The 21,572-nt window shown below is 42.3% G+C and carries 10 protein-coding genes, 2 pseudogenes and 1 riboswitch; of the genes and pseudogenes, 3 read left to right on the plus strand and 9 right to left on the minus strand.

Annotated elements, in window-relative coordinates; all coding sequences use genetic code 11:
* Window positions 1-204: 204 nt before the first annotated feature.
* The 4 genes from QR40_RS31575 to QR40_RS28170 all read right to left on the minus strand — a co-directional run bounded on the left by QR40_RS31575 (window position 205) and on the right by QR40_RS28170 (window position 14,492).
* Window positions 205-7,953 carry a LamG-like jellyroll fold domain-containing protein gene (locus tag QR40_RS31575; protein ID WP_044297774.1) on the minus strand — a complete coding sequence of 2,583 codons (7,749 nt, stop codon included), beginning with the start codon at window positions 7,951-7,953 and terminating at the stop codon, window positions 205-207.
* 257 nt (window positions 7,954-8,210) lie between these two features.
* On the minus strand, window positions 8,211-9,611 hold the full coding sequence (locus QR40_RS28160) for an RsmF rRNA methyltransferase first C-terminal domain-containing protein (RefSeq protein ID WP_044297776.1): 1,401 nt from the start codon (window positions 9,609-9,611) through the stop codon (window positions 8,211-8,213).
* A gap of 44 nt (window positions 9,612-9,655) precedes the next feature.
* Window positions 9,656-13,732, minus strand: coding sequence for an ABC transporter permease (locus QR40_RS28165; RefSeq protein WP_242858599.1), 4,077 nt, complete (start codon window positions 13,730-13,732; stop codon window positions 9,656-9,658).
* Window positions 13,733-13,772: 40 nt separating this feature from the next.
* Window positions 13,773-14,492 carry an ABC transporter ATP-binding protein gene (locus tag QR40_RS28170; protein ID WP_044289618.1) on the minus strand — a complete coding sequence of 240 codons (720 nt, stop codon included), beginning with the start codon at window positions 14,490-14,492 and terminating at the stop codon, window positions 13,773-13,775.
* Between the two features lie 363 nt (window positions 14,493-14,855).
* Between QR40_RS28170 and QR40_RS28175 the strand changes: the two genes are divergently transcribed.
* Together QR40_RS28175 and QR40_RS28180 are read left to right on the plus strand one after the other, a co-directional pair.
* Window positions 14,856-16,172: a glutamine synthetase family protein gene (locus tag QR40_RS28175; protein WP_044297778.1), complete on the plus strand. Its 1,317-nt coding sequence runs from the start codon at window positions 14,856-14,858 to the stop codon at window positions 16,170-16,172.
* A gap of 54 nt (window positions 16,173-16,226) precedes the next feature.
* Window positions 16,227-16,799, plus strand: coding sequence for an ANTAR domain-containing response regulator (locus tag QR40_RS28180; protein WP_027295711.1), 573 nt, complete (start codon window positions 16,227-16,229; stop codon window positions 16,797-16,799).
* On the opposite strand, the pseudogene QR40_RS33415 reads toward QR40_RS28180, so the two are convergent.
* A pseudogene (locus QR40_RS33415) lies at window positions 16,759-16,890 on the minus strand (DUF6783 domain-containing protein); the annotation flags it as partial. The gene QR40_RS28180 and the pseudogene QR40_RS33415 sit on opposite strands and share 41 nt — an antisense overlap.
* Here QR40_RS33415 and QR40_RS33915 point away from each other — a divergent pair.
* Window positions 16,828-17,028: pseudogene (locus tag QR40_RS33915) on the plus strand (DUF6783 domain-containing protein). The pseudogenes QR40_RS33415 and QR40_RS33915 sit on opposite strands and share 63 nt — an antisense overlap.
* 8 nt (window positions 17,029-17,036) lie before the next feature.
* On the opposite strand, the gene QR40_RS28185 reads toward QR40_RS33915, so the two are convergent.
* The 4 genes from QR40_RS28185 to udp all read right to left on the minus strand — a co-directional run bounded on the left by QR40_RS28185 (window position 17,037) and on the right by udp (window position 21,562).
* On the minus strand, window positions 17,037-17,939 hold the full coding sequence (locus tag QR40_RS28185; protein WP_044297804.1) for a hypothetical protein: 903 nt from the start codon (window positions 17,937-17,939) through the stop codon (window positions 17,037-17,039).
* A 245-nt stretch (window positions 17,940-18,184) separates the two neighbouring features.
* Window positions 18,185-19,585 carry an alanine/glycine:cation symporter family protein gene (locus QR40_RS28190; RefSeq protein WP_044297779.1) on the minus strand — a complete coding sequence of 467 codons (1,401 nt, stop codon included), beginning with the start codon at window positions 19,583-19,585 and terminating at the stop codon, window positions 18,185-18,187.
* Window positions 19,586-19,670: 85 nt separating this feature from the next.
* Window positions 19,671-19,773: riboswitch (glycine riboswitch) on the minus strand.
* 110 nt (window positions 19,774-19,883) lie between these two features.
* Window positions 19,884-20,456, minus strand: a complete 573-nt coding sequence (locus QR40_RS28195) for a TM7S3/TM198-like domain-containing protein (RefSeq protein ID WP_027295709.1) — start codon at window positions 20,454-20,456, stop codon at window positions 19,884-19,886.
* 323 nt (window positions 20,457-20,779) lie between these two features.
* Entirely contained in the window at window positions 20,780-21,562 is a 783-nt protein-coding gene (gene udp, locus QR40_RS28200) for a uridine phosphorylase (RefSeq protein WP_044297780.1), read from the minus strand.
* Between the last annotated feature and the right edge of the window lie 10 nt (window positions 21,563-21,572).

Below are 21,572 nucleotides of genomic sequence, written 5' to 3' on the forward strand. Positions count from 1 at the left end.
ATATATCAATTATCCCATACCCCTATAATTATTCAATTGAGTTATTTCTTCATTTGTTTCGATTATTTTGTATCTTTTTGTGTTTATCCGTGACAGGGTTTGTTTTTTTATGTATTTTGTAAGAAATCTTTTGATCAGAATGCAAAACAGGATCCACAGCCTTTTATCAGCCATGGGTCCTGTTGTGTTACTTTCATCTGTTTCTTATTTTTTTACTACCTTGATTTTTATCTTTTTATACTTTCCGTTAAATGCTTTTACCTTGATTGTTGTTGTTCCTTTTTTCTTGGCTGTGATCTTACCGGTGGAAGAAACAACTGCAACTGATTTTCTGGTGGAAGAGTACCGGATGTTATAGCTTGCCGTCTTGGACGGAAGATTTACTTTTAGCTGGAAACTCTTTCCTACCTTTAATTTCCTGTCTTTCGTATTTAGAGAAATTTTACTTGGAGCTTTACGAACGGTTACGGTACACTTATAAGATTTCTTATTTGCTGTTTTCACCGTTATCGTAGCTTTTCCTGTTTTCTTTCCTTCAATCTGTCCCTTGCTGTTTACTTTTACTACTGATTTCTTGCTGGAGGACCAGGTTACTTTCTGGGAAGCTCCTTTCGGATATACAGTAGCTTTTAATGTTACTTTTTCTTTCAGCCCAATTGTTATTTTTCTTTTGTTAATTTTTACACTTTTTGCCGCAGGTGTTGCCGGTTTTGGTTTCTCTGTGGATGGCTGAGAAGGTTTTTCTGTTGACGGCTGGGACGGTTTTTCTGTTGACGGCTGGGACGGCTTCTCTGTGGGCGGTGTTTCTGTTTCCGGTGCATCGGTAGGTGGTGTTACCTGGGTTTTTACAAAGTATGCCGTATAAGTAACATCCTTTTCTGCCAGATCGGTACGTGCCGCCTGGGTACTGCCGTCACTCCACTTACTAAATTCATATCCCGAATCTGCCACAGCTTCAACCTTGGTGCCAACCGTTCCCTTTTCCAGTATCTGGGTAGCGGTACCTTTGATTTTGCCATGTTCCCCTGCTTTGTAAGTAATGGTGAATTTTTCTGCTGCAGGTTTTTCACCATACTTATCCGCAACTTCTTTTGCTTCCATTGCACGGTTATATACTTCAATATTGTCGAAATAACCTTTGAAATAATTGTCTTTGCTGTACAAGGATCTGCCAAGGTAAGCAAACAGGTTGGTGCCAAGCTCTGCCATCTTAACCGTAACTTTCTGCTCTCCTAAAAGCTTTCCGTCTTTATAAACTGTAATCTTATCCGGTGTTACCACCATAGTAATATTCATCCATTTGCCTTTAATGGCAGATGTCGTTCCGCTGGCGGTCTGTTCCGAACCGTAAGAACCGGTGGTTATCGATACCCTGGATTGTGTATTCTGTGTTTTTAATAAAAGGTATCTGTTGCTGTTTTTACCAATACCAAACGTAAAGAAGTCTCCGTCAACCATTTCTGCCTTCACATCCATTGAAATGGTCATCTTATTTCTTCCGTCAAAGAATCCCTGTGGCAGTTCCGCATAAGTTCCCTTGGTACCGTTCAGATACAGAACATTTCCTTTTACCTGATCCTCTACATAAGCTGCATTTCCATAAATCTTGCCGTCATGGCCTTTTCCGGAATCATCTTTTATGGTATTGCTGCCGGCAGCATCTTCAAAGCTATATTTAAGTACTGCATTTTCTTCTTCTTCTTCCGTATTTACGGACGCTTCATCATACCATTTTTTCTGGATAGCGTCATACTCCTGACGGGTCAGTGACATAACGGTACCATGTCGCATGGTGGACGGGAAGGAATACTTACTGCTGTCCAGTCTGGTAAATGCTCCGCTGCCCAGATCTGTTGTAATCATCGGATAATATCCCACTCCGCCAAAGTCATCCAGAAGCAGGCACCACTTGTCCTCTCCATTGAACTTAAAGCAGGTTCCACCTTCTACATAGCGCTGGTCTTTTAAGGATGTTACCTCGGTCCAGCCGCCAATTAAGGAGTTACTCTTTTCCACGATTGTGTATTTTCCAGTGCCGCCCTTTACATCATGATCTTCTCCAGCTTCATTTTTAGAAAAACGGTAGTATACTTTCTTACCATTTTCCATGACGGAAATCACGGAGGTATCTATCACGCTGATTGCATTACCTTCCTGGTTGTGAAGCTCTATCCAAAGCTCCGGTTCTGTAAAGCTGTAGAAGTCTCTGGTCTTGCTGTAGTACACTCTCTGTACACCATAGTTGTCTGCGCTGGTCTTGGATGCCCAGAATACAATATATTCTCCTGTCTTTTCGTCATAAAAAGCTTCCGGTGCCCAGGTGCAGCCTGCATCATCCAGGGCAACCTTAGCCATACGCTGATTGGACCAGTTTACCATATCCGTTGATTCCCAGACCATAATACTCTGGCTTCCGGCTGTCTGTGCAGCTCCCCAGCCATTGCCGCCGTTAATCTTCAGATCCGTTGCGATCAGATAGAATTTGTCCCCTTCCGGTGAACGGATAATGAATGGGTCACGGAGTCCTTTTTCTCCCAATTCAGATTTGAGCACCGGTTCCCCGTCATTCATATCCTTCCAATGCAGGCCATCTTCACTGGTAGCAAAGTATATCTGTTCGCCTGTAGCTGATCCCTCACCTTTAAAATAAGCAAATACATAAGCTTCAAAATCTTCTTCTGTTATATCGGATTTTGCCTTTACGGTTACAGTTATCTCCTTTGTATCCTGTGCTTCACCTTTGGAGATCAAAGCAGTAAGAACAACGTTTTTGTCCTTTTCCCCTCTGTTAACCACGCCCGCCGGGGTATTGTCATAGTTTTCATTTACAACTTCTTTTGCACTGACAACCTGCTCATCGGAACTTGTCCAGGTAATTTTTGTTCCATCCATTTCTGCCGGCAGTGTAAGATTACCAAGGATGGCATCTGCATTTGGAATTGTCAGAGCTTCTTTTACTTCTGCTACAGTTTCCGCATCCGTTTTCTGGTATTTTGCATCTTCCTGCTCATAGTTTTCTTTTATCTGCTTTCCGGACAATATGGATTCCACGAATTTTACTTCACGGATTCCACCCTGGAAATCCTTAAAGGAATCGTTGTTGCCGGTTCCAATATAAGCATAAGTAAGTGTTCCCAGACTGGAGATGGATGCAGGTGTCGTTGCCGTACATAACAGTTCTCCATTCATGTAGTATTTCAGTGTTGTTGCAGGTGTTCCGTCTGCTCCGGTTACATCCCGGATTGTCACAGCGATCTGATACCAGGAACCAAGAGGTGATTTTTGATTACCGGGTGTATCCCCCAGAATACTGGTTCCGTCCTGCGCTCCCCATGCGCCTCCGGCTTCTTTGCCGTTTAACATAAATGTCGTTCTGGCACTTGCCCAGTTCAGTGTTGAGAACGCATATCCGTTTTTCTCATCACTTCCAAAAGCAAATACAGTTGAACGGTCATTAGAATTGGTATTTGTCACATCATTACGTACCCATGCCGTAACGGTTAATTCTTTTGCATCCTGCAGTTTTGTAAGTATACCGTCATCCAGCTTAACATAATTCTTGCCTACGGATGCCGTACCTGCCGGGAATACAATGCCGCCTTTGTCATTAACTGCAAAGTCAGCCTGACCTGTCAGGGCACCGTCAAATCCATTATTTGTACCGTCTTTCAGATCATTTGTCAGCGGATAATATGCGAATGGTTCTGTTACTGCTGCATCTTCGTCATCCTCTGCTTCTGCTTTCCCATATGCCTTCATAACTGCATCATACTCTTTCTGAGTCAGATTCAGAATGGTGCCATGGCGTTTTTTCAGGGTATCAAAAGAGTACTCATCAGATGCTAATTTCTTCCATGCCGTTCCGGTTTTATCATTTAAATCTGTAGTAATAACCGGAAGATATCCTTTTCCTTCTGCAAACTGGTCGCTATACAGTCCAAAGGTTGTGCCGTCATTAAATTTAAACAGCTCCGGACCTTCCAGTTTCCTGCCGGTCATATCCCCGCCTAATCCAAGGCTGTCCAGATTGGTTACAACTTCCCAGTTTCCAAAGATGGAGGTACTTCTTTCCAATGTGATCTGTCCGTCTGCTGATGCACGATAATAATATCCGTCGTTACCCTTAATCATGGTTGTATCAATTATGGATTGATCTGCTCCACGGGTTATATATTCTTTTGCTTCCGTGAACGTAACAAAGTCTCTGGTCTTCGCATAATAAATCTGAAGAACGCCGTCACCGATATCATCGGTCATATCATTGGTTGCCCAGTATACTACATATTCACCTGTTGTCTCGTCATAAATTGCTTCCGGCGCCCACGCACATCCTCCTGTAGGAGCAGATACTGTCACCGCCCGTGGCTCTGACCAGTTTACCAGGTCAGTAGATTCCCATATGATCAAATCCCTGCTTCCGGTGGTGGTTCCCATTGCCTGTCCCCAGCCTCCCCGGTGATAAATGCTCAGATCGGTTGCCAGCATATAGAAACGGTCTCCTTCTGCGGAACGCATAATGAATGGATCACGTACTCCCTTTTCACCCACAGTGCTTGTCAGTACCGGTTTGCACTCATTCAGATCCGTATAGAAATATCCATCCTTACTGGATGCAAAATAAATCTGCTCATCAGTATCTTTGCCTTCTGTTCCTGTAAAACTTCCAAACAGATATGCAACATATGGATCCTGTTTCACCGCTTTTCTTACCGTCAGCTCAAATGTTTTGCTGTCCGTTACATCTCCGCTGGTGATCTGCGCGGTCAGGGTAACCTTCTCATCTTCTTCCCCTCTTGTAACCACACCCGCAGGTGTTACGATATCATCCTGACTCTGTGCCTTGGAGGTAATCACATCTTCATTACTTCCGGACCAGGTAATCGCTGCACCTTCCAGCTCATCCAGAAGTGTAATATTACCACGTATATCATCAGCATTTGGGATATCCAGTGCTTCTTTTGCTGCTGCTACCTTTGCGCTGTCATCCCGGCTGGCAGTCTGGGAGATCTGCTCCTGGGTCAGTGCCTTATCATAAATTTTAAAGTCTGCCACTTTTGCTTTTAAACCAGGATCTGCCGACCAAAGAGATCGTCCGATATAACCCATAACGTTATTTTCGGTTCCATTCTCCAGAATTTCTTTTACGCTGGTATTAAACTTAAAGGTTGTTATAATCTCCCCATCCAGATAATAGGACAGGATTTTATCTTTATAAGTAATGGTAATCGTTCCATAGGAACCGTCTTTTGGAAGACTGTGGCAGCCGCCAAAAATCCGTTCCTCTGTTTCTCCTTTGATTCCTCCTCTTACATAGCCTGTGCTGTAGCAGGGATCTACATAGAGATAATTGTTGCCGGTTCCTTTTACCTTTGAACCAAGGCACCAGAGCCAGTGATATGCCCCATTGGATGTACTTACCGTTGTTTCAATGGTAAATTCCTCATCCATAACACCTTCCAGCATGGGCAGTTCTATGTACTGGTTTTTATTTCCGGTAAAGTTCAACGCCGGAACCTCCTCAACTACCAGGATATTTTCCTGTGTCATGCCAACTGCATTCGCATCATTTTTAAGTCCGCTGACGTCCTTTAGCTTTCCGTCTTCAATTGTACTCATATCATATTGTACTAATAATCCGCCGTCTTCCACTACATCCGGCGCAACAGGTTTAACCGGTTCCGGATTTTTAATTGAGCTATGTTCTTTGATAAACTCCGGAGATTTTGCCGTATTGTAAATCTTTACATTATCAATGAGTCCCTGATAATATTCTCCGCTTCCCCAGTTTGCCTTACCAATCTGAATAATTCCACCGCTTTCACCCAGAATGTCGCTCAACTTGTAAGTACTGATCTGTTCTCCCACTTTTTCCCCGTTCACATACAGAGTAGAAGTATCTTCTGTAACAACCAGATCCACATGTTTCCATTCCGGGGAAGATCCTGCCGAAATATTATTTCCAGGCCTTTTTCCGGTATTGTTATAACGCTCTACCGTAAGTCCCGATGCCTTATCCATAATACCAAGATAGTGTTCATTTGCAGGATTCCCTACCTGGGCATTCAGATTTGGCGCTGCATAAAATGCCCATCCGTTTCCACTGCCGGATGCTTTGCTGTCATAGGATATTGTAATTTCATCCAGTCCCTTTAAAAGGGGAGTTTCATCTTCTTTGGCGATGCCAAACCAGTTAGTACTGCTTATGGACATTGCCTTTCCGGCATTATCATAGCTGTCTTCCAGTACCGGTGTTCCATTTACCGTTGCTTTCGCCCCTGCTCCTGCAAATCCGTTTTCTTCGTCATCAAAGGTGAAACTGGCAATCAGATTCTCATCTGGTATCTCCTCATCTTTTTCAAACGTTGCGGTTACTTCGAAACTTTCGGTTACATTCTCGTCTTTTCTCACCGCATCGGTAACGCCATCGCTCCACTCTTTAAAGTGATATCCCACGTCTGCAACCGCTTCCACTCCGGTAGTGCTGCCGCCTCTTGGGATCTTCTCTTCTGTTACTCCCTGAAGAGTACCATTGCTGCCAGCTTTGTAGACTGCCGTTACCTGATCCTTGATCTCGTCTTCCGTTCTGGCATAATTATAAATCTGGATATTATCGATCTGACCTCCGAAATATTCTCCGTTTCCCCAGTTTGCCTTGCCCAGCTGAAGCACTCCGCCATCAGCTCCCAATATATCCGTCAGCTTATAATCGCTTGTATTTTCGCTTTTTACACCATCTACATAGAGAGTTGTAGCATTTTCCTGAATAACCAGATCCACATGCTTCCACTCCGCTGAAGAGGTTCCCAGAACGTCATTTCCGGGTCTGGTTCCTTCGTTATAAAAACGTTCTACCTTCATACTGTCCGTTTTGTCTATAACACCAAGATATTTTTCATAGTTAGGGGTCTGTGCCGCCCCGCTTTGAGCTGCAAAAAACGCCCATCCATTTCCGGTTGTCCCGGCCTTGCTGTCATAGGAAATAGTAACTTCTTCAAGATCCTTCAATAAAGGTGTATCATCATCCTTGGTAATATTAAGCCAGCTGCGGCTTCTGCCACCATCCAGGCTCAGTGCCATATCCTGCGATTCACTTCCATGATCTGTAAACAATGCAGCTGCTGCGGAGGCCTCTCCCCCGGTAAATCCGGTTTCATAATCATCAAATGTGAAATCCGCTAACAGTCCCACATCAGCTGCTTTTGAGGTATCTGCAATCTGCTCCTCTGTCAGCGCACCGTCATAGATTTTAAAGTTATCCAGAGTTCCACTGTAGTATTCCCCTTTTTCCCAGTTCGCTTTTCCAATCTGCAGTACTCCGCCGTCTGCTCCCAATATATCAGAAAGCTTAAATTCACTTTGCTGTCGTGCAGTTTCTACACCATTTACATAAAGTATGGTTTCCGTCTCTGTTACAACCAGATCAACATGCTTCCATTCAGAGGAAGTAGGTGCTGAAATGTTATTGCCCGGTCTCTTACCGATATTGTTATAACGTTCTACTCCCAGGCTTGTCTGTTTGTCGATAATGCCCAGATAATGTTCCTGCTGATACTTTTGCTCATTGGTATTAAGTGCCGCATAAAATATCCAGCCTCTGTTTGCCGAGTCCGCATCGTCTCTGCTGTCATAGGAAATGGTAATATTTTCTTTCCCTGCCAGCAAAGGAGTTCCGTCTGCTTTTGTTACATTCAGCCAGTCTTTGGTTGAGGAAGCAAGGCTTAATGCTTTTCCCCCGTCATCCATATCCACCAGCGTATAATCCCGCATCAGAACTGCTGCCGCACCTTCTCCTGCCAGAGGTGTCTCGCCATCGAAGGTGAAATTTGCAATCATCTTCTTTTCCGTGCTGTCCGACACTTCCTCAGCCATAACATTTACGGGTATACTCGTAACAACCATTGCAGCCGCCAGTGAAGCGGCTATCATTTGTTTCGCATACAACTTTTTCCTCATAAAACCTATCTCCTTTTCTGCCTGATTTGATTATCTGCAGCTTGATATAGATATTGTAACAAATTTGACTTTTTCTTGAGTTTAATAATTTTTGCATTGATTACGATTTTATTGGAGATTTTGCGGGATTTTAGTTTAAACTTATGTTTTTTTACGATTTTTGTATTATATTTTATTATCGTTGCAGACCGATCGTCTGATTGCACAAAAAAAGGCACTGCAAAGCTCAATGCCCTGCAATACCTTCTCATATTTCTTTATTTCATCCTCCATCCCGGATGATATTTGTTTTTTAAAGTCCCATTTACCAGCTTGCCCCATCCCAACGGGAATCCATTGATACAGACCAGCTGCCACCCTTTGCTATGCTTCACTTGCAGATCATCAATATAAATAGTTTCTCCACGCAGATATTTTCCTACACGGCTGTCTGACCAGTTAAAGTTTACGGTGGAAACATACTGCCCCTTATGAAGTGCCATTGCAAATGACTGGCTGGGCTCAAAGCGGTCTTTTTTCAATTCTCCAAGGTAGAGCCCGTTTCTCAGAAAAGCCAGACCTTTTCGATCTCCTAACAGACCCGGTACATAATATACCTGCCCTTTTCGGACTTCTACATAATTTATATCCATATCCATGGAGATATCTTTCAGGAAATCGTTCAGTATGGTGCGGTCTGCTTTGCATATTTTTAATTTTACTCCATTAGCTTTCACATATTTCTGCGCTGTTTCTTCCTCAGACGGTTCTTTTTTCATTAAAAGCGCAATAAAATGTCCCTCTCCTGACATCTTGTGAGGCCAGATCCGGATACATTTAGTAAGGTCCGGATGTCCACCCGTCTTCACGAGATCTGGACGCCCCCCGGAAAATCCTTCATATCCCGGCATCTCCTGTATTTCAAACTCCGGGCACTCCTCCAGGAGATATTGAATCACTTCTTCATTTTCTTCCGGAGAAAATGTACAGGTAGAATACAGCAGCTGACCTCCCGTGCGCAGCATCTTTGCCGCCTGCATAATGATTTCTTTCTGCTGTTTTGCACAGAGCAGCGGTTTCTGTTCATCCCAGACTTTTGCAACTGCCGGATCCTTACGGAACATCCCTTCTCCGGAACACGGTGCATCTACCAGAATTTTATCAAAAAATCCCTCAAACTGCCCCGCCAGCTTTCCGGGTATCTCATTTGTGATAAAAGAATTCGGGATTCCAAATACCTCTACATTTTTCAGAAGTGCCTTAGCCCTTGATGCACTGATATCATTGGCAACCAAAAGCCCTTCTCCTCTGAGCTTAGCACCTAATTCCGTGGCTTTTCCACCCGGAGCCGCACATAGATCCAGCACTTTTTCCCCTGGCTCAACTGCAAGTCTTGATGCAGGAGTCATGGCACTTGGTTCCTGAAGGTAATACATGCCTGCATAGTAAAATGGATGCCTTGCCGGTGTATCCTGCTCCTCATAATAATAGCCGTTTTCCACCCAGGGGATCTTTGTCAGGTGAAAGGGGGCAATCCGTTCAAATTCCCCGGCAGAGAGTTTTGCCGTATTAACACGCAGCCCAAAATTGCGGGGTGCATCATAACTTTTTAAAAAATCGTCAAACTCATCTCCCAGTATCATTTTCATTTTTTCTATAAAAGCTTCCGGTAAATTCATAAATATCCTCTGTTTCTGTCATTTTATCTTTGTTTCCATAATTCCTATTCCACACTCTTCAATGATTCAACCATATCAATTTTCTTTAACTTGAAATACATGACAACATTTACAATCAGCGAAAATCCACAGGTGAATAATATAGAGTATATAAAACTTGGAAAGTTAATATTCCTTCCAAACATACATGCATCTACCTCAACTGTAACTATAACAAACCGATGCAGAACAATGCCAAGTACAATCCCCAGCAGAACGCCAAAAAACGTAAGTAAAATATTTTCCCGGTACACGTAGGCACAAACCTCATTATCATAAAATCCCAGTACCTTGATGGTTGCCAGCTCCCGCTTTCGCTCATTAATATTAATATTGTTAAGATTATAAAGTACCACAAATGCCAGCATACCTGCTGAAACAATTAATACTACAATTACCACATCCAGCGAACTCAGCATATCATCCAGCTGCTTCATTACACTGGAGGTATAGCTGACGCTAAGAGCCGCCTTATTCCCCAGAATATTCTGCCCAACATCTTCCACGTGATCTTTGGCATCCGGTACCGCCTTAAATAAAATGCTGTTATAATCCGGATTTTTTCCCGTGACTTTTTCATATAGTGACGGTGACATATACACATAATGTGCCAGATAATTTTCACATATATCTGCAATTGGTGCTTTTATAGTGGTTCCGTCCTCATTATGAAGTTCTATGATATCGCCTTTTGACAGTCCCATCATATTAGCCGTTTTCTCTGTTACAATCACCCCATCGTCTCCAAAGCTGACTTGCCGTTTTGTCTTCCGGTCTCTAAAATTCACAAAGGTATCAAAACCATACATCTCTTTTGGTACGATGATATAAACACTCAGGTCTTTTTTCCCTACTTTTACCGACATTTTCTGCATCATGGAATCTACAGATGCATCAATCTGGCTGTCCGTTTTCATATAGCTCTCAAGATCTGCCCTCTTCTCATCGGATGCATCTTCATCGACTAATACGGTTCCATCATACAGCTGTATCTCCTGATACTGTAAAACTGCGATATTCCGGACAGAATCTCTGATACCGTATCCAACCAGAAGCAATGCCATACATCCTCCAATCCCGAATATAGTCATAAAGAACCGTTTCTTATATCGAAAAAGGTTGCGGATTGTGGACTTCCAGGTAAAACTCAGATGCTTCCAGATAAATGTTACCCGCTCCAGCAAGACACGCTTTCCCTCTTTCGGTGCAGGGGGCCTCATTAACTTTGCCGGTGTCTCTGCAAGCTCTTTGTAGCATGCCGCAAATGTAGCAATCATCGTACAGCACACCGCTGAAACAGTGGCAATTGCAGCAAACTTCAGATTATACGGAAGTTCTACATTAGGCATATGATGATACATAATCCCGTAGGCTGTAATGATAATATACGGCAGGATTTTCTCACCTACCAGAACACCCAGAATACTTCCTCCAATAGTAGCAAACAGCGCATAGTTCAGATATTTGGATGCTATGGAAAACTTGCCGTACCCCAGCGCTTTTAAGGTACCGATCTGGGTTCGTTCCTCTTCTACCATTCTTGTCATCGTTGTGAGACTGATCAGCGCTGCTACCAGGAAAAACAATACCGGGAATACTTCCCCGATATTTTTAATCCGGTCGGCATTCTCACCGTAACCTGTGTTCTCAGGAAGTGAGCTTCGGTCATTGACATGCCATTCCGGTTCTTTCAGATCATCGATCTCTTTCTCCGCATCTGCAATCTTCGTCTCTCCGTCAGAAATTTCTGTTTTGGCATCCCTCTTTGCCTTTTTATATTCTTTTTTACCATCTTTTAATTTCTGCTCATTCTCTGTTATTTCTTTTTCGCCATCCGTTATTTCCTTCTCAGCATCTGATAATTTAAGAAGTCCGTCTTCTATCTGCTTTTGACCATCCGCAGTCTTTTGTACTGCGCTGTTCAGCTCAGATTCCTTTGATGCCAGCTCTTTTTTTGCCGCTGCCAGCTGGGCTTCTCCCTGGGAAAGTTGATTTTTACCTTCCTGCAGTTCCTTTTCTTTTTGAATCAGCAGTGCACTCTGGCTGTCCAGTGTCTTCTTTCCATCATTTAATACTTTCGTCTGCTTATCTAACTCTGTCTTGGCACTAACCAGCAGAGGTTCCTTTTCATCAATTTCTTTTTTCGCTGATGCCAGCTTTTTTTGGTTGGTATCTATTTCCTTTTTTGCTGCTGCAAGCTTTTTCTCATTTTCATTAATCTGTACACTTGCTGCTTTAAGGGCTGCTTCGTTCTTATCAATTTCTGCTTTGCCAGCCTGTAACCCCGCCTCGCTTTTTGTCAGTTCCGCCTGGGCAGCATTGATTTTCTGCTGTCCTGCTTCTATTTGCTGCTTCGCCGGCGCCAGCGCTGCTTCCATCGCTGCTGCTTTCTGCTGTTCTATCCTCAGTTGTTCATTTTCTTTATCCAGTTCCGCCTTTTTCTGGGCAAGAACCGGCTCGCTCTGGGCAATCTGCTCCTTCAGCTGCCCTGCCATGGCGATTTGCTCCGCTGTTGCAGTTCCGGCATCGATAGCCGCCTGGAGCTGTGCCAGTGCATTTTTAGCCTGGTTGAGTTCTGCCATCTTAGCTTCATATTCAGCTGCTGCTGATGCCAGCTCCGCCTGCTTCCCGGCAATCTGGCTTTTAGCGGCATCCAGCGCTGCTGCATTTTTATCATATTCTGCTTTGCTGATGTCAAACTTTTCTTTTTCTGCCTGGAAGTTCACCTTTGCCTGCTGTAGAACTGCTGCATTTTTTTCATATTCTGTTTTCGCGGCTGCAAGTTGGCCTGTTCCGGTTTCATACTGCTTTTTCGCGGAGTCAAGCTGGGAAACTCCGTCTTTATATTGCTTGTTTGCCTGATCCAGCTGGGCTTTACCCGATTCATACTGCTTTTTGCCCTGATCCAGCTGCTTCTTACCGGCTTCGTACTGTTTACTAGCTGCTTCCAGTTTCTTCTTACCGGTTTCATAGTCGCTCTGAGCCTTACTGATCTGGGTTTTACCTGCTGCAATTGCTGCTTCCCCATCCTTTATCTGCTTAGATGCTTCCGGATATTTTGCCTGAAACTCTGATTCTTTTGAAGCAAGGGTATCTTTTCCGTCTTTTAACTGTGTCTTAGCCGAATCCAGTTGTTTTTTAGCGGAATCCAGCTCTTTTTGCTTATCGGTAAGGGTTGCTTTATTATCCTGAACTTCTTTTTTGGCATCGGCAAGCTTTTTCTTCCCATCCTCCAGTTCCTTTTCGCCGTCCTTAAGTTCCTTTTTGGCATCGGCAAGCTTTTCGTCCGCTTCCTGTTTCCCATCCTCAAGCTCTTTTCTGGCATCGGCGAGCTTAATATCCGCTTCATCTTTTACTTCAGCAAAGCGTCTGGTGCATTGAACAGATTCTATCCCTTCCACATTTTTTGTTACATTATCAACCAGCCTGTCGTATTCTTCCGTATAAGATGTCAGATCCCTGGAGCCTTCTGCTTCCACATATGCAAATGTATATGCCGCCTGATCAAACTCTTCCGGCATTACATATCCATATCCGGATACCTCTCCGGTGCCCAGGGTGGTATTCCCCTTACTAAAAGAAATATAGGCAGGACTATTACCGGTTCCAACAATTTTGAACTCTTTGTTCTTTAATACTTTGTCACTGTCCTTATTTTCTTCAAGCTGTATGGTATCCCCCACCTTATATCCGTTTGCAGATAAAAATTCTTCGTCTACAATACATTCACCGGTAGTTTCCGGCAGCCTGCCCTCTGATACAGACAATTTATTCAAAGTAGGCAGCATCGATTCCATATGAAGTACTTTCTCATCTTTTCCGCTGCCGCACAATACATCCGTCATATATCCTGATTCTGCTTTGCTGACTCCATCTACCGCTAAAATAGCCTGTATATCCTTATCGGTCAATCCCAAAGTACCAATTATTTTCAGATCCATCAGATTATTCTCATCAAAATAAGCATCACCGGAAAGACGCATATCGGGTGCTGCCGATTGAATCCCAGAATAAAATGCCACTCCCATGGCTACAATAAAAAAGATCGATATAAATCGATTAAAACTCTTTTTTATCTCCATAAAAAAATCTTTATGTAATGCTTTTTTCTTCATATGCCCACTACCATTCAATTAATTCTACCGATATCGGTTCATTATTCATTCTCATACTGGAAACTTTTCCATTTTTAATTTTGATCACCCTGTCAGCCATCGGTGCCAATGCTGAATTATGAGTGATAACAATTACGGTCATCCCTTTTTCCCTGCACATATCCTGGAGCAATTTTAGTATTGCCTTTCCCGTCTGATAATCAAGTGCACCGGTGGGCTCATCGCATAACAATAACTTAGGATTCTTAGCTAAAGCTCTGGCTATAGACACTCTCTGCTGTTCCCCGCCGGATAACTGGGCCGGAAAGTTATTCAGTCTTTCTCCAAGCCCTACTTCATCCAATACATCTTTTGCTTTCAGCGGATTTTTACATATCTGAAGCGCCAGTTCAACATTTTCCAGGGCTGTCAGGTTTGGAACAAGATTATAAAACTGAAATACAAAACCTATATCATCTCTGCGGTATCCGGTTAATTTTCTTGGATTATACTCCGCAATATTCTCACCATCAACCCATACTTTCCCCTTTGTGGCAGTATCCATCCCTCCTAAAATATTTAATACCGTCGTTTTCCCGGCACCACTTGGACCTACCACTACTACAAATTCACCTTTTGTAATTTGAAAATCTATGCCGTCCACTGCATGAATGTCTACCTCACCCATATGGTATGTTTTGGTTACACCGGACAGTTCAACGAAATTCTCATGATTTCTTTCTGACATCTGAATCCCTCTTCATTATTATTCTTCTTATGCATTGCATTTTGCATGTTTCTTTTTATTTTATCACATCAGGTTTGAAAAAACACTGTTTTACTTATTAAAAAATAATAAAGAACCACCCGGTTAGATGAAAATATTTTCTGTTTGAGACCATTGACAAGGAAAAAAAATTAGTGTATTCTTCTTATTGAACAAAGGCGTTCATCGTACAGGGCTTGAATTTCAATTCGAACCTTGTACGATGAACGCTGTTTTTTAATAATCCTTTTTAGAACGTATTCGAAAAATGCCGGTGTCAGAATCTTCAGATAAATGCATTGATTTTTCAATATACTCTAACCCAAAAATCAGGAGGAATTAATTATGGATCATACAATACAAGAAGTTTTGGAGTTTGTCCGGGACAATGACGTAAAATTTATCAGACTTGCTTTCTGTGATTTATTCGGCACACAAAAAAATATATCTATTATGCCTGACCAGCTGGAGCGGGCTTTCCGTGAGGGAATCTCCTTTGACGGCTCAAATATACGTGGATTCTGCGGTGTTGAAAAATCAGACTTGTTCCTGATCCCGGATGCCGCTACTTTAAGCGTACTCCCGTGGCGTCCCCAGCAGGGCCGCGTAGTCCGTTTCTATTGCAGCATTAAAAACCCGGATGGAACTCCCTACGTATGCGATACCCGTCATATTCTGAAATCTGCCATTAAACGATGTGAAACCATGGGCTATCTGCCAAAAGCCGGAACAGAATGCGAATTTTATTTATTTAAAACCGATGAAGATGGTAATCCTGTTTTTCAAACCCATGACGAAGCCGGTTATTTTGATATTGCGCCTCTTGATAAAGGGGAAAATGTCCGTCGTGAGATCTGCCTGTGTCTGGAAGAAATGGGAATCACTCCGGAGTCTTCCCATCACGAAAGCGGACCCGGTCAAAATGAGATTGATTTTAAATACTGCGATCTCCTGGGCACCGCTGATAACTTGCTGACCTTTAAATCTGTCGTAAAAGCCATTGCCGCAAGAAATGGCCTCTACGCATCTTTTATGCCTAAACCCATTTCTTTTGAAAGTGGAAGCGGACTTCATATTAATTTATCGCTCTCACAAAATGGTAAGAATATTTTTCTCAGTGGTGAACAACATAATCCTGTAGCGGAAAGCTTTATGGCAGGCATTATGGAACATGCGGCGGAAATGACCGCTTTTCTAAATCCGCTTCAGAATTCCTATGAACGCTTTGGATCCTTTGAAGCCCCCAAATACGTTTCCTGGTCTCATCAAAACCGTTCTCAGCTTGTACGTATTCCCGCACAGGCAGGAGAAAAAGCAAGAATGGAACTGCGCTCACCGGATCCTTCCCTGAATCCATACTTAGCATTTGCCATTTTACTTCATGCAGGTCTTGATGGAATTGAACAAAGTGCCGCTCTGACAGAGGCTGTAGATGTTAACCTTTTTACAGCTGATAAAACAATCATAAACAAGCTTACCGCCCTCCCCGGTTCTCTGGAGGAAGCAATCCGCATAGCTTCTAGTAGCAGCTTTATTCGGAAAACCTTAAATCCTGCACTATTAGAAAAATATTTTCTCATCAAAAAAGAAGAGGTGCTTGCTTTTGATAAAACCGCGAACAAAGAGGACTTCTACAAACAGATCTACTTTAAGCTCATATAAGCAACGAGAAAAGCAGTCCTTAGATTGTATCAAAATAAGAAAGGCGGCGATGATATGAACAGCGTTCTAATTATATCCCCCACAGAAAAAAGTATTGCAGTTTTCCGGGATATGCTTTCACAAAGTTCCTACCGTGAGCTGGTCACAGTATCGAATTGCGGAGAAGCCAGACGCTTATTGATCGAGCGCAGTTTTGATCTGTGTATTATAAATTCTCCTCTGCGGGATGAGACAGGTGTCAGTATGGCAAGGAATATCGCCACAGACGGATCTACCCAGGTAATTCTGATCGTGAAAAATGAGCTTTACGACGATATTTCTATGAAAGTGGAAGAATACGGAGTATTCACAATTGCCAAACCAATCAGCAAAGTACTTTTCTGGAGCGCATTAAAGTTATGCCAGGCATCCCATAACCGCATGTCTATGATGCGCAATGAAAATAAACAGCTGCTGCAGAAAATCGAAGATATCCGCATAGTGGACCGGGCAAAGTGTATACTCATTGAATATCTGAATATGTCGGAAGCAGAAGCGCATAAATACATTGAAAAGCAGGCAATGGACACCCGGGTGACCAGAAGAATTATTGCTGAGCGTATCTTAAAGACCTATGAGAATGACTAGAGCGTGTTTTAAAATTGCTTTCTGGCAGCTGTGCGTCACAGTTTGTGAGAGATTTGTCCCGGATGAAGGGCGCGTAGCGGGCCACGTAACCTGAATTCGGGGCAAATCTCCCACAAAGTGGGGCGTGCAGATGACGGGAATGAATTTTCAAACAGGCTCTAGTGCCTCCCTGCTTTTTATGATAAATACCACAAGCCTTTGTCAGTGCAGCAAAAATTTACTGCACTGACAAAGGTTTTAATATAAAGCGAGTTTTTCCATGCGAATCCACTCTGCTTCTGACAGATGGTATTTTTTTCTGATTTCACTTATCGGTATCTGATTATGTATCTCCTCCAAAGCGTTGAGAATGTTATCGGTGGTCTGACTTACTGCTTTATTTACTGCTTTATTTACTGCTTTATTTACTGCTTCATCCAGTGCTATCTTTACTTCCCTCTCTAAACGTTCTTTAATAAGATCTTCTAATGCTGCACACAACATATTTTCATTCACCTCCTTAAAAATACGGATATTGTTTTTCACTATGATATCCATCGCCGAATTATATAACTTTTCATCCTTGTGTTCATCGTACTCTTGGATCAGGCTGTTTACCATATCCTTTGATTCTAAATGCAGGTTTAAACTTTTAAGCCATAAATTCTTTTCTTTTGACAATTTTTTTGTGTTTATGATCTGTATTGGAAATATATTGCCGCTGACATAATATATCCCCCTCTCGATTTTCTCTACCTCCCATCCCCTTACCTGCTTCAGGTGTTTGACTAAATTTCTTGGAAAACCACTGCTTACCAGTGTTAATGTAATTTCTGAAATATTGATCTCATTTTGTTTATTCCCATCCGACTTGTAAAAACATACATAGCCATAACATTTATAAAAATCATCTATACTGAGATAGTCCTCAGGACTTTTGTACTCAATAATATTATGCATTCTGAAAATACGTCCAATATTCTTTTTTATGGTTTTATTTACAGATTTTTTTATTACCAGTACATCGATCTGCTTCGGTTTCGTCCCTATCATATGTTCATTTTTAAATGTTAATTCACCTGATTCTTCCTGGAATTCGATCTGCCATGATGCAAAAAATGCCGGGTGCCACTGATGCGCATATGAATTATAACACGCCATAGATCCCCCTTTCATAATGGAAACCCTCATGACGTAATGAATAAAAAGATATACTTACATACACAATCATTTCCTTTATTAATTTTTTCATTGTGATTTTGAAGACGGAAATGTCTTCTTAGAATTGGATATTTAGATTTTATGTTTGTATTATATCACCCTTCAGATTTTATTTCAAGTGATTTTATTTTATATTTAAAAACATCACTTTATCAGAAAGTGATGTTTTTAAATGTTATTGCAGATTATTTGATTTTGGAAAAATATTTTTTCGTTTCTGATACGATAACGCCGCTTAATACCAATATTGCAATTAAGTTGGGCAGTGCCATTAATGCATTGAAAATATCCGCAATTATCCAAACTGCAGATACGGTCATAAACGGACCGATAAAGACTGCCAGGATATACAGCCACCGGTAACCATTTAATATCTTTTTATTATATCCGCAAAGATATTCCAGGCACCGTTCGCTATAATAATCCCAGCCCAATATTGTGGTGAATGCAAAAAATACAAGGCATACCATCAATATAAATGCACTGACCGTATTACTGAATGGAAGCCCCTGCTGAAATGCCGCTGTGGTCACCGCAACCCCTTCCAATCCGATATTCCAGGTATCCGTAATAACGATAGTAAGCCCCGTCATCGTACAGATTACAATTGTATCAATAAAAGTTCCTGTCATAGAAACTAATCCCTGGCGGACCGGCTCATTTGTCTGAGCCGCCGCTGCTGCAATGGGAGCACTTCCAAGGCCTGCCTCATTTGAAAAAATTCCGCGCGCTATTCCCTTCTGCATTGCCACCATTATGCTTCCCAGCGCTCCTCCTGCCGCTGCCCGAAGGCCAAATGCTCCCTCAAAAATTGCTTTAAATGCATTGGGGATATGCTTATAATTCAACACTAAAAGCAGCAGGCAGGCAAATATGTATATCCCCGCCATAAAAGGTACAACAATCTGGGATACACTGGAAATTCGTTTGATCCCTCCAATGATTACCATACCAACGGCAATCGTCAAAATAATTCCTGCGATTACCACTGTCCAGGAATAATCCCTTCCTAAAATAGAAACGCTCCAGGCATTGCCCGGATCAAAAAAATTATTAACGGCATTGGAGATACCATTCACCTGGGTAAAGGTACCAATTCCCAGAAGTCCTACACCCAGTCCGAAGAATGCAAATAATTTTGCAAGCCATTTCCATTTAACTCCCATTCCATTTTGAATATAATAAAAAGGCCCTCCGATTACATGCCCGTCATCATTGATTACCCGGTATTTAATCGCCAATACGCCCTCTGCATATTTTGTTGCCATACCAAATAATGCAGCAACCCACATCCAAAATAATGCACCCGGTCCGCCTGCTACGATCGCAGTAGCCACCCCGACTATATTACCAGTTCCAATGGTTGCGGAAAGCGCCGTACAAAGAGCCGCAAAGCTGGTCACTTCCCCATGGCCGCCCTCTTCATTTTTAAACATATACTTAAGCGCTTTGGGAAGTTTTGTGATTTGCAGCCCTTTCAGGCGGACCGTCAAATAGATACCCGTAGCTAAGATAAGTACAATAAGGGGAATCCCCCAAAGGAAATCATCAATGTTTCCTAATATCGTGTTCATTTGTTTCAGCATAATTCTCTTCTCTCCTTTATCTGTTTCAATGCAATAGAAAAAGAGCTGATAAAATAATCAGCCCCCTAAAGAGTAGAACTTATACAGATATAGCCCTGTCCTTTTGCCTGAGAGATAGGCGGGTCATTATATTATACCCACTGTACACCTTCGGCGCCCGTTCTTTGAGACTCTCCAGAGTTGTCATTGTATGCCCTAATTGGACATTTGTCTTTGACAGGAGATACTATACCATATGTTAACCGTTGTTGCAAGGAATTTTCTTGATTTTGTACACAAAAGAATTGGGCTTTGCCGATTAAGGACGCTCCAGCCTTCTGGTATTGGCAAACTGAAATAAAATTCCTGCCAATGCAAGTACCAGACCTGCCACAACTGCCATAGTGTGGTCCTTCAGACCGGCTGCTGTTAAAATAGCACCAACCGAAGATATTCCGCCATGGATTCCGGAACTTACAATAACAGCCGGTCTCACAAACTTAACTGCAATAAGCCCGATTAACAGACCTAAGACAATGCAGATCACAAATTTCCACCAGATATCCGGTGACATTATTTCATTTATGGCAAAATAGGCAAGTGCTCCGCAAAGAATAAATACCCCTGCAAGATAAACCTTAAATGCCAGTCCCATCAATACAACACCACATATGATTGCCGCAATGACTGTAATGATTGAATTATGAATAAAATAATCGGCAATAAAATATCCAGCTCCCGCTCCGGTAACAAATCCAAATAAAGATACCCAGAATTTAAGCAGCCGATATCCGAAAAAACAATTAACCAATGCCATTATAACCGTAATCGCCAGAAATACACCTGACATTTCTGCCGGCAGCCGTTCTAACATGCCTTGAACCTGACTCATATTAGTCCCCTTTCAACAGCGGTACACCAGCTGTTCCAAATTACGTTTCCAAAAAATAGAAATATTTAATAGATTTTAATCCCATTTAGAAATAGTGTCAAGATTATTGTGCGAATTATTATGCATTTCATGCAAAATTAAGCAAATCTTTAAATTTTCAAGACAGGCAAAAAAACCCGGCGCAGCTTCTTTGTATTAAGAAGCCCTATCCGCCGGGATATTTTTACATATACTTCACATCATTGCTCCATACAGACCTTTACCTTATGAATTACTCACATAAATTCCATAAGTTCCATAACTCAACATGAATTCCAGCACTATCATGATTTTTTGCTGTTTCCATCTTCTTTGATCAGTTTCCGAAGTGCCAGAACAGCATTTGTGATAGCTATTTCCGTATCGTGAACAACTTCATTGCTAAGCCCCTGCTTTTCTCTTTCCTGATTCGCCACTACCAGAAATACAGATCCCACTCGGACTCTTAAATAACTTCCCACAATAAACAGTGCAGCCGATTCCATTTCAGAAGCTTTGCATCCCAGGCGCAGCCAGGCATTCCATTTACTCTGAAGTTCATAATTTACCGGCATCTTCTCCGGTTCATGCTGTCCATAGAATGAATCCTTGCATTCTACCACACCTGCATGATAGCGGAAATTTAAATCCTTTGCCGAATTGATTAACGCATTTACTACTTCTATATTTGCTACCGCCGGATATTCAATAGGTGCATATTCCTTACTGGTACCTTCCATCCGAATTGCCCCGGTTGCAATAACAACATCACCGCTTTGTACATCCAGATCCATTCCTCCGCAGGTTCCCACACGAATAAAGGTATCTGCACCAGCCTTCACAAGTTCTTCCATTGCAATCGAAGCGGATGGCCCGCCAATTCCCGTTGATGTGACACTTACTTTTACGCCGTCCAGATATCCTGTATAAGTCACAAACTCTCTGCTGTCAGCAACTAATTTAGCATCATCAAAATGTTTTGCAATTTTTTCACACCTTTTTGGATCTCCCGGTAGAATTACATATTTACCTACATCCCCGCTTCTTACACCAATATGATATTGTAAACCTTCTTCTGCATATTTCATAATAATAATC

Source organism: Robinsoniella peoriensis (assembly GCF_000797495.1).
Taxonomy (GTDB): domain Bacteria; phylum Bacillota; class Clostridia; order Lachnospirales; family Lachnospiraceae; genus Robinsoniella; species Robinsoniella peoriensis.

What these genes read in the sequence shown, in the direction of transcription:
- QR40_RS28175 (WP_044297778.1), top strand. Translation starts at nt 14,856, where the DNA reads ATGGATCATACAATACAAGAAGTTTTGGAGTTTGTCCGGGACAATGAC.
- QR40_RS28190 (WP_044297779.1), bottom strand. Translation starts at nt 19,585, where the DNA reads ATGCTGAAACAAATGAACACGATATTAGGAAACATTGATGATTTCCTT.
- QR40_RS28180 (WP_027295711.1), top strand. Translation starts at nt 16,227, where the DNA reads ATGAACAGCGTTCTAATTATATCCCCCACAGAAAAAAGTATTGCAGTT.
- QR40_RS31575 (WP_044297774.1), bottom strand. Translation starts at nt 7,953, where the DNA reads ATGAGGAAAAAGTTGTATGCGAAACAAATGATAGCCGCTTCACTGGCG.
- QR40_RS28165 (WP_242858599.1), bottom strand. Translation starts at nt 13,732, where the DNA reads ATGGAGATAAAAAAGAGTTTTAATCGATTTATATCGATCTTTTTTATT.
- QR40_RS28170 (WP_044289618.1), bottom strand. Translation starts at nt 14,492, where the DNA reads ATGTCAGAAAGAAATCATGAGAATTTCGTTGAACTGTCCGGTGTAACC.
- QR40_RS28185 (WP_044297804.1), bottom strand. Translation starts at nt 17,939, where the DNA reads ATGGCGTGTTATAATTCATATGCGCATCAGTGGCACCCGGCATTTTTT.
- QR40_RS28195 (WP_027295709.1), bottom strand. Translation starts at nt 20,456, where the DNA reads ATGAGTCAGGTTCAAGGCATGTTAGAACGGCTGCCGGCAGAAATGTCA.
- QR40_RS28160 (WP_044297776.1), bottom strand. Translation starts at nt 9,611, where the DNA reads ATGAATTTACCGGAAGCTTTTATAGAAAAAATGAAAATGATACTGGGA.
- udp (WP_044297780.1), bottom strand. Translation starts at nt 21,562, where the DNA reads ATGAAATATGCAGAAGAAGGTTTACAATATCATATTGGTGTAAGAAGC.